This window comes from Terrimonas ginsenosidimutans (assembly GCF_022012415.1).
In the GTDB taxonomy this organism is placed as follows: Bacteria; Bacteroidota; Bacteroidia; order Chitinophagales; family Chitinophagaceae; genus Terrimonas_A; species Terrimonas_A ginsenosidimutans.
The window spans coordinates 206088-218431 of sequence record NZ_JAKLTR010000002.1 but is presented as its reverse complement, the minus strand read 5'-3'; the positions used below and the strand labels follow the sequence as shown (position 1 = coordinate 218431).

The 12344-nt window shown below is 46.6% G+C and carries 13 protein-coding genes; 7 read left to right on the top strand and 6 right to left on the bottom strand.

Annotated features, from left to right (window positions below; genetic code table 11):
* The first annotated feature begins 6 nt into the window (after positions 1-6).
* The gene (locus LZZ85_RS03505; protein WP_237868555.1) at positions 7-381 is read left to right on the top strand and encodes a response regulator; all 375 of its coding nucleotides are present in this window, start codon (positions 7-9) and stop codon (positions 379-381) included.
* A gap of 33 nt (positions 382-414) precedes the next feature.
* Here the strand turns inward: LZZ85_RS03505 and LZZ85_RS03500 are convergent, their stop codons facing one another.
* Entirely contained in the window at positions 415-804 is a 390-nt protein-coding gene (locus LZZ85_RS03500; RefSeq protein WP_237868554.1) for a RidA family protein, read from the bottom strand.
* A 111-nt stretch (positions 805-915) separates the two neighbouring features.
* Positions 916-1599: a Crp/Fnr family transcriptional regulator gene (locus LZZ85_RS03495; RefSeq protein ID WP_237868553.1), complete on the bottom strand. Its 684-nt coding sequence runs from the start codon at positions 1597-1599 to the stop codon at positions 916-918.
* A gap of 98 nt (positions 1600-1697) precedes the next feature.
* Here LZZ85_RS03495 and LZZ85_RS03490 point away from each other — a divergent pair, with 98 nt between their 5' ends.
* Positions 1698-2708 (top strand): hypothetical protein, encoded by a 1011-nt coding sequence (locus LZZ85_RS03490; RefSeq protein ID WP_237868552.1) that lies wholly within the window; start codon positions 1698-1700, stop codon positions 2706-2708.
* 26 nt (positions 2709-2734) lie between these two features.
* Here the strand turns inward: LZZ85_RS03490 and LZZ85_RS03485 are convergent, their stop codons facing one another.
* From LZZ85_RS03485 to LZZ85_RS03475, 3 genes are all read right to left on the bottom strand, one after another.
* Positions 2735-2977: a hypothetical protein gene (locus tag LZZ85_RS03485; RefSeq protein WP_237868551.1), complete on the bottom strand. Its 243-nt coding sequence runs from the start codon at positions 2975-2977 to the stop codon at positions 2735-2737.
* Between the two features lie 287 nt (positions 2978-3264).
* Positions 3265-4068 (bottom strand): SDR family NAD(P)-dependent oxidoreductase, encoded by an 804-nt coding sequence (locus LZZ85_RS03480; RefSeq protein ID WP_237868550.1) that lies wholly within the window; start codon positions 4066-4068, stop codon positions 3265-3267.
* A 168-nt stretch (positions 4069-4236) separates the two neighbouring features.
* Positions 4237-5154 (bottom strand): LysR family transcriptional regulator, encoded by a 918-nt coding sequence (locus tag LZZ85_RS03475; protein ID WP_237868549.1) that lies wholly within the window; start codon positions 5152-5154, stop codon positions 4237-4239.
* Between the two features lie 69 nt (positions 5155-5223).
* Here LZZ85_RS03475 and LZZ85_RS03470 point away from each other — a divergent pair, with 69 nt between their 5' ends.
* Together LZZ85_RS03470 and LZZ85_RS03465 are read left to right on the top strand one after the other, a co-directional pair.
* Entirely contained in the window at positions 5224-5760 is a 537-nt protein-coding gene (locus LZZ85_RS03470; protein ID WP_237868548.1) for a GNAT family N-acetyltransferase, read from the top strand.
* A gap of 41 nt (positions 5761-5801) precedes the next feature.
* On the top strand, positions 5802-6686 hold the full coding sequence (locus LZZ85_RS03465) for a DMT family transporter (RefSeq protein ID WP_237868547.1): 885 nt from the start codon (positions 5802-5804) through the stop codon (positions 6684-6686).
* 126 nt (positions 6687-6812) lie between these two features.
* On the opposite strand, the gene LZZ85_RS03460 is transcribed toward LZZ85_RS03465, so the two are convergent.
* Positions 6813-8081, bottom strand: coding sequence for a PAS domain S-box protein (locus LZZ85_RS03460; protein ID WP_237868546.1), 1269 nt, complete (start codon positions 8079-8081; stop codon positions 6813-6815).
* Positions 8082-8483: 402 nt separating this feature from the next.
* Between LZZ85_RS03460 and LZZ85_RS03455 the strand changes: the two genes are divergently transcribed.
* From LZZ85_RS03455 to LZZ85_RS03445, 3 genes are all read left to right on the top strand, one after another.
* Entirely contained in the window at positions 8484-10460 is a 1977-nt protein-coding gene (locus tag LZZ85_RS03455; RefSeq protein ID WP_237868545.1) for a T9SS type A sorting domain-containing protein, read from the top strand.
* A gap of 137 nt (positions 10461-10597) precedes the next feature.
* Positions 10598-11296, top strand: coding sequence for a hypothetical protein (locus LZZ85_RS03450; protein WP_237868544.1), 699 nt, complete (start codon positions 10598-10600; stop codon positions 11294-11296).
* A 319-nt stretch (positions 11297-11615) separates the two neighbouring features.
* Positions 11616-12074 (top strand): ferritin-like domain-containing protein, encoded by a 459-nt coding sequence (locus LZZ85_RS03445; RefSeq protein WP_237868543.1) that lies wholly within the window; start codon positions 11616-11618, stop codon positions 12072-12074.
* Positions 12075-12344 lie beyond the last annotated feature (270 nt).

The window sequence follows — 12344 nt, the reverse complement described above, 5'->3', positions numbered from 1 at the left end:
TAAATTATGCAAGACAAAACCGTACTGATCTGTGACGATGACCCAGCCATACTGGATGTTCTTCAACGCCTCTTTCAACCACATTGCAAAGTGATCGCTGAGCCGGATAGCCAGCAGGTGATCACCTGGGTCGAAAAACACAAACCCGATGTCTTGCTGGTAGACCTTTGGATGCCTTATTTATCCGGCGATCAGATGATCCGTTTATTGAAGAAAAACAAAGCCGCAGCCCGCATGCGTATTGTCGCAATTTCAGCAAACCCAAATGGAGAGCGCGTAGCGCTTGGCGCAGGAGCAGATCACTTCTTTGCAAAGCCATTCGACGTTAATGAGCTGTTTGCGTCTGTAAAAACAATGATGGAGCAGAAAACCAACGACTGAGGCCTTGCGGCTATTAATCAACTCAAGTCAGCGCTATCTTACCGCGGTTGCTTCCAGTTCTACTGACAATGTTTCAAACAATGTCTTTACTTCCATGAAAGTAACCGCCGTCTGGATCCCATGCCTGCTGATCCATTCCTGCAAAACGGGGAAATGCGGCCACAAGGTTTCTGCCGACGTCGTATAAATGGTGAGTCGTACGATGTCTGCACACCTGTATCCTGCCTTGCTGATCACCTCTTCCAGGTTCGCAATAGCAAGGTTCAATTGTGTAAGCATATCCGCATTGCTTGATCTGCCATCTGCATGTACAGCAGCCTGCCCCGAAACATATAATGTGCTATTCGCATTCTTTACTTCTACCGCCTGCACGTAACTACGCTCATACTGCCATTGCCAGGGATTAATTATTGCCTTTTCCATAATCATAAAATTTTGTGACATACAAAATGTCGCTTGAATCAAGTTATTGACTACGCAAAATTGCTGCAATAATACAGGGAGGCTTGTGACATTTGTCACTATTTGAACACACTATCTGCTGCGGGATAACCTGCTCAATGTCTCCCGGGATACACCCAGGTATGATGCAAGCACTGTTTTGGAAATGCGCTGCACCAGGAATGGATATCGTTCCAGAAACCACTGATACCTTAATTTTGCATCGACCATTTGAAAGGAAAGAATGCGCTGCTGCGATGCAATATGTCCACCGTTTGCTTTTGCAAGGAAGAAACGTTCCATTTTCGGCACCCGGCTGCAAATAGTATTGTAACCATCCAGCGAAAGCTTCAGCATGGCCGTATCTTCAAGACAATACAATCCCATTGTTGCATGACGCTGATGAAGAAAAGCCCCGAGATCGGTTTCCCACCAGTCCTCCATCGCAAAGGAAAGAATATGCTCCTGACCATTGTCATCAAGATGAACCAGCACGGTTAAACCCGATAATATAAAGTATACAAACGGAACCCGCTCCTGCGGACGAAAGACGAATTGCTTCTTTTGAAACTGCTGAGCGGTAAAATGAGAAGAGATGAGACTGAACTCCTCATCCGTAAGCGTTACGATTCTCTCTATATGCCGCCGTAAAATATCCAATGATATATTTTTTGTAGTGAAATACCGGGCCATTCCCTGATTGCTGCAAATATAGAATCTTCGAAGAACCGAACCAGCAGAAGAAATGCTATCCGTCCCCATACAACTGATCTTCACCAAAACCCGGTTGATCCGTCAGTATGGTCATTTCAACTACCAGCGCAGATTCCGAAAGGACATCTACCTTAGTTTTCCACTTTAAAACCCTTGCTTAAATGGTCCAGTTCCGGAGAAAACGTTTCCGTCCGCTCGTACTTTTCACAATGATGGGGCTCATCATCGCGCTGACAACGATCAGGGCACACCATACTCCAGCGCCCAATCCTGCCGTGCAATTTGTACATTCATCCCTGGGTGATTATCTGTACCTGCTGTTCAACAGGAAGACACTCGACCATCATCCGGACATTGACAGCATCTCCGGCATCCGGAATTTATCAACGCTCGACGAGCTGATCGCACTGCCGGAAATTGTAACTTCCCTGCAGCTTAAGTACTACCGGGAGATCTATCCCCTGCTGGATCGCCTTTATAAAAAAGCCGGATCAACCACTATACAAAAGCCATTTCAGAAGAAGCTTGGTTTTGGGGAGCGACTACCGCACTATGACTCGATACTTGCACTGGTTAAAGCCGGCGAAGCCCATTTCAGTACCTTTGATAGCATATGGCAGAAACAGATCCTTCCGGAGATCGAGGCGCATACAGCCATATGGAAACACCAGCTCACTGAAATGAATGTACTGGAGAATTATCAACGGCTGACAAGGTTATACTTAGCAACAGACACCTTACAGATCGGAGCACTTGCTTATCACCTGGCCGGCAGCGCAAATTATAACCCGACAGGCATCTATACCTCGCTATTTAAAACACCGAATCTACCCTGGGTGATCGGACATGAAGGAACTCATTTGTTACTGACCGGCCCTGCCGGGCAAAACTGGATGGAATTGCCACGGGCAAAAAAGCTTGCAAAGCTTGCTATCAGCCATAAAACATCTTTATATGAGATGGAAGAAGCGATGTGCCATTTCATGCAGGCACAGCTGTCAAAAACATGTGGCACCAAGCCGGCTGACTTTCCAATTGCCAGCCGTTACGAAAAGGGAATGCTCAGGGAGCTTCTAGCATACTGGGAAATGAACTGGCCCCAATACATGGCAGGAACAACTACTATCATTGATTTTCTGATACAGGGAGGTGAAGTTGTATTAAGTCTCTGACAGATTGTGCGTTGTCTGGAACTATACTATCTCTTACCCCAAACACTCTCAAATACCGCTGCTGTAATAAAGTCCTTCTGATCAAGCTGAAGATCGTCCAGGGACTGATCATACAAACTGAATTCTCCCTCTATCGGGTTTTCTGTTGACAAAAAGACTTTATGGTTAGGAGTAACTTCGATCTGACGTACGGCCCTTCCATCCTGGAAGTGTACGTAGAACAGGATGTTCTCCTCGGCCCAGTACTTTTTAATAAAGACTTCCCGCATATACAATAAAGATTTGAGAGAGATGAACAAAAGGATGGTAGCTCAATTTACGGGGAAAACAGTGCCAGCCGAGTATACCCGGCATCACCATTTAAGATGAGTGTAAAAACGGTCACAGGCAAATTCAAGCAGGAAAAAGCACATGATACATGTGTCAAAGCTCCCTGTTGACCACATTTATCATCCAATAGGATTAATCAAAAAAGTCCAACACCACATACTATTTTTCAGCAGAACAGCAGCCGGACCTCTTGTACGATCAAGTTTTTTTCAGACGAAACAACAGGTCAATGCGGCAACCCCAGTGATTTCCTGTATGTTTTTGCCATCGTCGAAAGGATAAATCTCCTCGGCAATAATTTCATGAACCGGCTTCCATTCCGGTTCAGTGCACCAGGAATATAGAAGAGCTTCCTGAATTTTAACGACTGGATCCCTTCCAACGCTGCCTGGCTCACAGGCATCAGCCATTTCTTCAGCCCCCCGAACTTTTCGTCCTGCGTCATTTCCGTTTCAATCCCGCTTGGAGCAAATACAGTAAGTGAAAGATCTTTATTGGTAAGTTCCTGTGATAATGCCAGCATAAAATTTGTGATGAACGCCTTGCTGCCACTATACAAAGCCTGGTACGGCACTGGGTATAATGTCGCCATACTGGTAACAGTCATAACACCACCTTCCCGGCCATTTTCCTCAAAATATTTCACCAGTTGCGTAGCCATACGCACTACGCCGGTTACATTTGTTTGTATCAGCCGGTCGAAATCGGCATCCGTGATCTTCTTATGTTCTCCGAAGTAGGTGATACCCGCGTTCAGGATGGCAGCGTAGAGCTCCTGCCCTTCTGTGCTTTCTTTGATGATCCTGTCCACATCCGCATTAGTCGAAATATCCGCCACGATGATCTTTACCTGAACGCCCGCATTTTTCACCAGTTCTGCCCTGAGTTGCTCGAGCCTGTCTGCACGGCGCGCCGTGATAATCAGATTAGCACCTTCTTTTGACGCAAGCTGCAAAGCCATTTCCTGACCCAACCCGGATGATGCGCCGGTTACCAAAACCCATTTATTCTTGAAATTCAATGATCGCATGCGTCAAAGCTAGGTAAAAAGGCGTTATCCCGGAGTCGTCCGATGTCGGATGGCCGGGGATCCGATCGGCAACCTGATCAAAGTCCACTGCAACGGATCAACGCTGGGTTATACAATCATATTTAACACCGCATCCCGTTCGGCCATCGGCAGGAAATCCCGCCACCTTCAGATGATCAGATCCAACACGTTCCTGATAACTGCGTTCTCTTCATCCTTCCGCCAAAGTAAATAAAGCGGCACTTCAAATGGCAGCTTTATAAATCTGACGCCTGGTGGCTTTGCCTGCGAATAAGAAAACGGCATAATGGATATTCCAAGCTTTTTGGCAACAAGACTCAGGATCACGGAACCGAAATCAGATTCAAAACGGATATTCGGCTTGATGGCATACGTAGCAAAGATCTCGTCGATCTTAAGCTGATAAGCCTCTCCATCCGTAAGAGTGGATAAGATAAAGCGTTCATTCTGCAATGTCCTTGAAGAGATCTCTGCTTTCCTGGTGATCGGATGAGCTTCGGGTACAACCAACGCCAGATGATCCTGGCGAATAAGTGTAGAAGTGATCAGATCGTCTTCATACAAATGCCTGCTGTAACACAGATCTACTTCATACGATCTCAGCATTTCTATCTCGAGCGAGTGTTTGATCTGGATAAGCTCAACCTTCACATCGCTGTAAAGAGAAGCGATCCGGCTAAGCAGGACCGGAAGTATATCAAAGCTGATCGAACCGGGATGATTGATGATCACGCTGCCGCCTTCACCCTGATGGATCTTGCGCGCATAACGCGCCGCTGAATGGACCCGTTCAAACAGGGGCTTCCACTGCTGCTGAAGAAATTTACCGGCTGGCGTCAACTCCACCTTCCTGTTGGAGCGCACAAAAAGCTGCACCTGCAATTCTTCCTCCAGGGATTTGATCTGCCGGCTGATCACCGACTGCGTTGCGTTCATTTTATAAGAGGTTCGCCAATAGTGAAGCTCTTCAGATAGCTGCAAAAAGTATCCGATCTGCTGTGTCGTCATATCAGGGATTGATGCGGTTTCAGCATCAATAAAGCCGAATTTAGCATTTTTCAGCATCGAATCGGTTAGTAGTTTTGTGTCATGAACAAAGGATCACGGAACAGCCACGTTCTCACCCATTCTATAATGACACAACAACTCCTGATGGAAGAAATAAGGATCTCGAAAGTAACCGCATCGGATATAAATGAGCTGCATACGATCAGCAAACGGACGTTCCTGGACACCTTTGCGCAACATAACAGTGAAAAGAATATGGCTCACTATCTCACGGAAAGCCTTTCTCTGGAAAAGCTGGCCAGTGAAGTAGCGAACGAAAATTCAGACTTCTATTTTGCAACAGCAAACGACGAGGTGATCGGCTATCTGAAAGTAAATTACGGCCCTTCCCAAACGGAATTGCAGGACAGCCAGGCACTCGAGATCGAGCGCATCTATGTTTCACAACAGTATCAGGGTAAAAAAGTAGGGCAGCTGCTCTTTGATCTTGCGATCGATCTAGCTGAAAAAAGGAACGCCCTCTATGTTTGGCTTGGCGTATGGGAACAAAATGCAAAAGCCATCAGATTTTATGAGAAGAACGGATTCGTTCCATTCAGTTCACATGTCTTCAAACTGGGGGAAGATGTGCAAACAGACATCATGATGAAGAAAGAGTTGTAACGGCGGTTATCCTTCCGATCAAATCCTGCGGGAAATATTATATGCAGTCACAAAAAACAAACAGGCGACATATTTTCACAGGTCTCCTGATACTGGGAACAGCTTTTTGGGGAATCTCATTCCCTGTAACGAAAATGGCTGTCAGTGGTGTATCTCAATCTACGTTCCTGTTCTACAGGTTCCTGCTTGCAACATTGATATTGACGGTGATCTTTTTCCGCCAGGTGAAGTCGCTTAGCAAAAAGTCCTTTGCCGGAGGTATTTCCCTGGCAATACCGCTTATTCTCGGGATATATCTTCAAACACTCGCATTAAAACATACCAGTGCGTCTCAATGCGCTTTTATTGCAGGCATGTGTGTAATAGTGATCCCGGTCCTGAAGCTGATCGTATACAGAACATCTGTCGATAAAAGGATCTGGCTTGCCGCAATCGTTGCCATGGCCGGCCTCTTCATCATCTCCGTCAATGACCGGTTCTCTATCGGCGCAGGAGACCTTTATACAATTGCAGGATCATGCTTCTTCGCCGTTTACCTGATCCATATTGAAAAATATTCGGAAAAGAATGATATCATACCCACCATCGTCCCCATGTTCCTGACATGTACACTCATCATGCTCTGTGTGGCGGCCGCCGATAGTTCCGCTACCTGGCTGCCGGAAACAAAGCACTTCTGGCCGGGAATCCTTTATTGCGCATTTTTCGCTACAGCTTATATGTATACTATTTCAAACATCTCCCAGCGATATATAAAAGCAGAAAAGGTGGCGCTTATTTATTTGTTCGAACCGGTTTTCGCCGCAGTGGCATCTTTCTTCATACTGGACGAGATCATCACAACCAGGTTGATACTTGGCGGATTGCTCATCTTTGCGGGAACCATCATTTCCGAAATGAAATTACCTAAGACTGATTTAAGGTAATTTCATATTGGACCCCGCCTTCTCCTTGCAGTTGACTTATAGAAGTAGAGCGGCATGAAAGTATTTTAAAAAACGGCAAATACATTCCAGTAACCTGATCATGGCTGGCGACTGACTGATCTTGTCCTAATTTATCTGTTCGATCTCAACCACGATGCCAGTAAAATATCCTCCGCTTCCCTGATGATCCCGTTGAAGCGTACCTCCTCCCCGTAGCCAGCGTGTACCCCCGCCGGAATGATCCATCACAGGAAATTCGATCTCGATCCGTTCTCCGGTTTTCATTACAGCATTCAGTTTGTTCATCACGTCAGGGCGGAAGTCGTCCCTGATCTGCTGCATGCATCGATCATAAGAAAGCGTCTCCTGGCGGTCAAAGCCAAATAATTCACGGAACCGGTCTGAGCCCTGAATAGTCAGCGTCTGAGTATGTACAGAAAAAGTTCCCATCTGGGCAGCCTCTACGGCGAGCCGCAAACGTTCCTCCGCCTGTTGAATTTGCTGACGTGCACGTACTGCTTCTGTAACGTCTTCTGCCGACTGCAAAATACCCGTCACGATCCCATCCTCCCAAAGAGGTGTGTACGTGACATTATAATACCCTTGAAAGGCTTTTCCATCCCTGATGAATCTTACACGTTCTTCTTTGAGGCGCTGCTCTTTACCGCTTTGGAAGGCTCTGTCTATCACATCCAGTATTGGCTGGCCTTTCAGTTCAGGCATAATATCCATTAATGGCTTTCCTTTAATAGTACTATCCTTACCTATCATCTGTAACATAACGGAATTCACTTCTTCAAAAACAAAATTGCTTCCGCGGAGGATGAGCATTGCAACGGGAGAAGAATCGATCATGCGGCGGATACGGGAGCGGCTTTCTTCTACAGCGCTGAATGTCCGTTCGAGTTGAGCCTGATGCTCCTGCAACTGAGTATTTTTAGTACGCAACTCCTGGTTCAGTGCAAGCGTTTCTTTTTCACGCATAGCGGCCTGGCGGCGGCGGTCAACTGCTTCAGTTACCTCTATGGACGTCTGAACAATGCAATATGTCCGGCCGGTAGCATCCTGTACAGGAAAGTATACCAGATCAAACAATGCGGGAGAAGTCATACCATCAACCTGCATTGATAAGCTCTCGATCGTCTTCGCTTCGCCGCTCCTCCACACCGCTTGCAGTAGCTGGGAATATATATGATCCTTTAACTCCGGAATAGCTTCCAGTAATGGCTGCCCGATGATTTCAGGCGCTTTCCCAAAAAGCCTTACGAATCGCTCGTTTGCAAATTGGAGATAGAACTGCTCGCCGGTGTATATCGCGGTAGCGTCTTTGCTTTTCGCGAAGATGTCAAGCAGCTGCTCTTCGGAAAAATGGTGATGGGACATGTTGGTTTGCACAGTAACGTTTAGTATAAGAAATTGCAATTTTATCGCCAATCATCTGACAAACATGCATGCAGGAGTGCGGCTCTGAAGTAGAGGAAACCTTTACTCACCTTACCCGAAACGGATCACTACAATCAGTATACACGCCCGAATTATTCCACAGAACCGCATTTCACTATAGCTATATATGTTTATTCTAATAAGAGCCTGGTTGCTTGGCCGTTAAGTATACCTTCTCCCAACGTATCATTGCTTAAGAGGAAACCGTAGAGTACACAATCATCTTCCCGGGTCACTCATCTGTTCACACAACCGTTCATCATCGATGACCGATTAAGGGTACTGATTGATCCGTATCAGGTACAGGCAGTTTTTTCTTTGATCTACTTTTGCCACCCGTAAATAAACTACCTTATGAAACATTTGATAGGTCTGGCTTTGGCCGGGCTATGCAGTGCCGGCTCTTTTCAGGCGTGTGCACAAACTGAATCACGTACATATGCAAACTTCCAGGGCGGCTATAGAACGGGGATGTATGCCCTCGGTCTGGAAACAGTATTCGGGAGCATCATTGATCCGAACTTTGCAACTGACAGTGATCCAAAAACTTTTTCCTCCCCTGTCATTCCTGCCGGCCTCGCAGGTATAGCGGCTGTCACGCAGTTTATGGGTTTCACGACTGATGGAACATTGAGCACAGCAAAACATATCAATGCCGGGGTTCCCGTAACAATTAAAATGAGTCTTCCGCAAAGTCTGCTTGGTTTGGCTGACGCAATTGAAGTAGGCGTGTACAGCGGTCTTCACCCTGTTACAGCAGGGATCCCGCCCGTACTTGGCACGGGCGCAGGTAATGCTGCCGGCTACAATGCAACTTCAATGACCAAATTATACGGAGGCGCTTCTCTCATCAATCTGTTAAATGGCGCTGGCGAACTGGAGCTCACCATGACGCCCTCTCAATCCTACGAAGGTGTTTATGTGAAGCTGAGCGGCGAATTACTTTCGCTGGCCTTAAGCATGCAGATCTATGATGCATATATTATGGAAAGCAATCCCATCCCCTGCGCTTCACAAGGCAATGCCATTGATATATTATCGGGCGTGAGAGGAAACGGAGTCGTGAACCTTTTATCCGCAACAGGTACTGTGTTCCAACCATGGAATACAGTGGATCAGGGAGCAGGCCACCTGAATACTTACGCAACGATCAGCACAGGTGCACAGGTGTTAAGCGAAGTTTTTGAAACGGTCATATTTAATACAAAGGCAAAAGCAGGAGATTCGCTGCAACTCGTGATCAGCGATCCTGGGTCGGGGCTGCTTGATCTGAACCTGCTGGCGGCACTGCAACTTAAAACATATAATGGCCCTGTTGCGGGAACCGTCATCGGCACGGCACAAACCGGGCTTTCATTACGTTTGCTTTCCTCTTCCTCCAACAGGTATTTGCTTAGCATACCAATGACCACAGCTTTTGACCGGGTAGAGATCTCCCTCGGTGGCGTGGCAAACGTATTAAGCACCTTAAGGATATACGACGTACGAAGACGCATGGCTACGCCGCTTGTTACCGGCAACAACGGAACACGCCAGGCAGATACCATCACTGTATACAAAGGCACTCCGCTTCAACTCATAGCCACATCAACTGATCCCGTCAGTTGGTACAATGCGGGCAACACCTGGCTGGGGGATGGAAATACCTACAATATTCCCTCTGTAACCGCTGATGGATATTATACAGCAACTGCAATTCGCTATGGCTGTGCTCAAAACTCATCAGAATACAGGGTGTACGTTAAGGTGATCGGTCATCTGACACTCCCCGTCCGCGAGTTGTCTCTCACAGCCGCTAAAGGCAATGAGCGCATCAATCTCTATTGGACTGCAAAAGGTGAAGAACAGGTCAGTTACTATACACTGCAAAAAAACACCGGAAGCTCCGGCTTCGTTGATATCGCTAACATTTTCGCCATTGGCAACAGCAATGAAGCGAAATATGAGTTCCCTGACAAATCACCTCACACGGGAAGAAACCTGTACCGGCTGATCATACATGACCTTTCAGGCGCCATCCATTATTCCAATACGATCCAGCTCTCCTGGGGCGGTGAAGACCATTCGGATAGGTTTAGGGTATTCCCTAATCCTGCGACCCAGAGCAGCACGCAATACATCGCAGGATTGCCGGCAGGAGATTACACGTTGCAGATCACAACAGCAAACGGCAAGATGATCTCACAATCCAATGTAAATGTGGCTCAGAATAATTCACCGGTATCCTTCCAAACGGGAAACTTAGTGGCCGGGATATACTGGTTAACGGCTATACCGATCAACGCACCTGGGAACGGGAAAAGAACGACCGTTACTATCAGGATCCAATAAATAACAGAACCTTATCCTGTTAAAAGAAAAGAGGCTGTCTCACTTCACAGTATGAGGCGGCCTCGTTCTTTGGACGAAAGCCCGGTAAGGCTGCCCTTACTTTGTTGCCGAATGATTTTATAGCTATATTAGCCGCAATGATAGACCTATCTCATGCTGAGAATCAAATTCTTTGCGTCTCGAATTTCCAGGACCTGGTCTCAACTCCTTTTACCGGAGTGATCAATGCAATCTGCTGGACCAGAAAACTAACCGGCGACTTTTCTGAGATCGTCAATATGATAGAGCTGACCGAAAATATAGCAACGATCGGTGAAGAAGAACTCAATGCACTACAATTGAGTGAAGCAGGGAAACTTGCACGTGAGATCCTTTTAAATGATCTGAAGGCTTTGAAAGCTCATGGCGCATCACCCATACTAAATGTGATCCGTTCTTATGACAGGGATGAATCATACCCATTTTTCCCCACCGATGTTTATTCGTTTCATGTAGATCGGTCTCCTGTACCAACCGATACTTTTTTATGCACCTACCATGGAGATCCAAGTGATATACTGCCAAACTCACAAGGCAGGAAGAAAGTCCTTATTCCGGAAATACGTAAGGAACTCAGGAAATTATATCATGGAACTGATGAAGGCTTTGAATCATTTTTGAGCGAGCATTTCTTCGATCTGCACTATCAGGCTAATCCTGATGCGCATCCGGTAAGTCTCGGTCATGGCCACTTATGGAGATTGGCCGTTGATCATCCTGAAAGCCAGGTCCCACCCTGTCTTCACCGTGCGCCAAATGAAAGATCCGGACTTAAGAGATTATTATTGATCTGCTGAACAAAGTCCCCGAGATGAATTGGCGTTTGCAGAAAGGTTCTCCGTTTGCCGTCAAAAAACAATCAGGGTTAATCTGGATAAAGCGATTCAACTCATTCCCTTATATTCGCTTGCTGCTTTCTTAGAAACGCAGTGCTTAATTGTGTCTCCCCTTTCGCTTTTGCGAGAGGGTTTTTATTTTCCCCGCTGGCAAAGAATGGGGAAACAGATGCCAGCTTACGCATGCCAGTCCGGCCAGGGTAACATGTGCTTTCATTTTTCTTCTCACATTCCGCATGGCATACTCCTTGTCGTTTTATTCGCATAAAACTCAATCATTATGGCTACAATGACAGAAACAAGAAACAGTGTACTCAATGATCTTATTGAGATCAACAATGACAGGATTGCGGGATTTGAAAAAGTGCTGGCAGATATAAAAGATGAAAACGTAGATCTCAAAGCTCTTTTCCAGGAATATGCAACGCAAAGCCGTAAGTTCTCCCAGGAGCTGACAGCCCTTGTTGCAGCATCAGCCGGTGATCCGGAAACGGATAACAGTTTTGCGGGAACGCTCCATCGCGCATGGATAGACGTGAAATCATTGTTTGGCGGCAGCGATCGCAAAAGCATTCTGGCGGAAGCTGAGCGTGGTGAAGATGCGATCAAGAAAGCCTACACCACTGCATTGACCGATGGCAGCCTTAGCGGTGAAGCGCTTTCGCTGGTCACCGCGCAGTCCGCGGATATTAAGTCGGCTCATGATAAGATCAAAGCGCTGCGGGACTCCGCGATATAGCCCTCTTTAAAAAGTAAATGGGTTGCAACGGGAGCATTGAAGCTGCGGTTGCAACCCTTTCGCATTTAAACAAGGTCAAAAAAACGGATCATGTCGAAATGGCTTTGGTTGAAATGTTCCGGATGAGCATCGCTCGCATAACTTCTGGCTGCCCTTCCACCGTAGCGAAGCGGAGGAGGTAACCTTCTCCAGTCGCTCAAAAGATTTATCGCCCTCAGCGTGTCAGCTTGTCAGCATTTTTCACTGCCTAAAATCCCGTCAAACTTTGGA

Excerpts from the sequence above, each read along its gene's own strand:
- LZZ85_RS03485 (WP_237868551.1), bottom strand. The coding sequence starts at position 2,977 with ATGCGGGAAGTCTTTATTAAAAAGTACTGGGCCGAGGAGAACATCCTG.
- LZZ85_RS03490 (WP_237868552.1), top strand. The coding sequence starts at position 1,698 with ATGGTCCAGTTCCGGAGAAAACGTTTCCGTCCGCTCGTACTTTTCACA.
- LZZ85_RS03470 (WP_237868548.1), top strand. The coding sequence starts at position 5,224 with ATGACACAACAACTCCTGATGGAAGAAATAAGGATCTCGAAAGTAACC.
- LZZ85_RS03480 (WP_237868550.1), bottom strand. The coding sequence starts at position 4,068 with ATGCGATCATTGAATTTCAAGAATAAATGGGTTTTGGTAACCGGCGCA.
- LZZ85_RS03475 (WP_237868549.1), bottom strand. The coding sequence starts at position 5,154 with ATGCTGAAAAATGCTAAATTCGGCTTTATTGATGCTGAAACCGCATCA.
- LZZ85_RS03500 (WP_237868554.1), bottom strand. The coding sequence starts at position 804 with ATGGAAAAGGCAATAATTAATCCCTGGCAATGGCAGTATGAGCGTAGT.
- LZZ85_RS03465 (WP_237868547.1), top strand. The coding sequence starts at position 5,802 with ATGCAGTCACAAAAAACAAACAGGCGACATATTTTCACAGGTCTCCTG.
- LZZ85_RS03450 (WP_237868544.1), top strand. The coding sequence starts at position 10,598 with ATGATAGACCTATCTCATGCTGAGAATCAAATTCTTTGCGTCTCGAAT.
- LZZ85_RS03455 (WP_237868545.1), top strand. The coding sequence starts at position 8,484 with ATGAAACATTTGATAGGTCTGGCTTTGGCCGGGCTATGCAGTGCCGGC.
- LZZ85_RS03505 (WP_237868555.1), top strand. The coding sequence starts at position 7 with ATGCAAGACAAAACCGTACTGATCTGTGACGATGACCCAGCCATACTG.
- LZZ85_RS03445 (WP_237868543.1), top strand. The coding sequence starts at position 11,616 with ATGGCTACAATGACAGAAACAAGAAACAGTGTACTCAATGATCTTATT.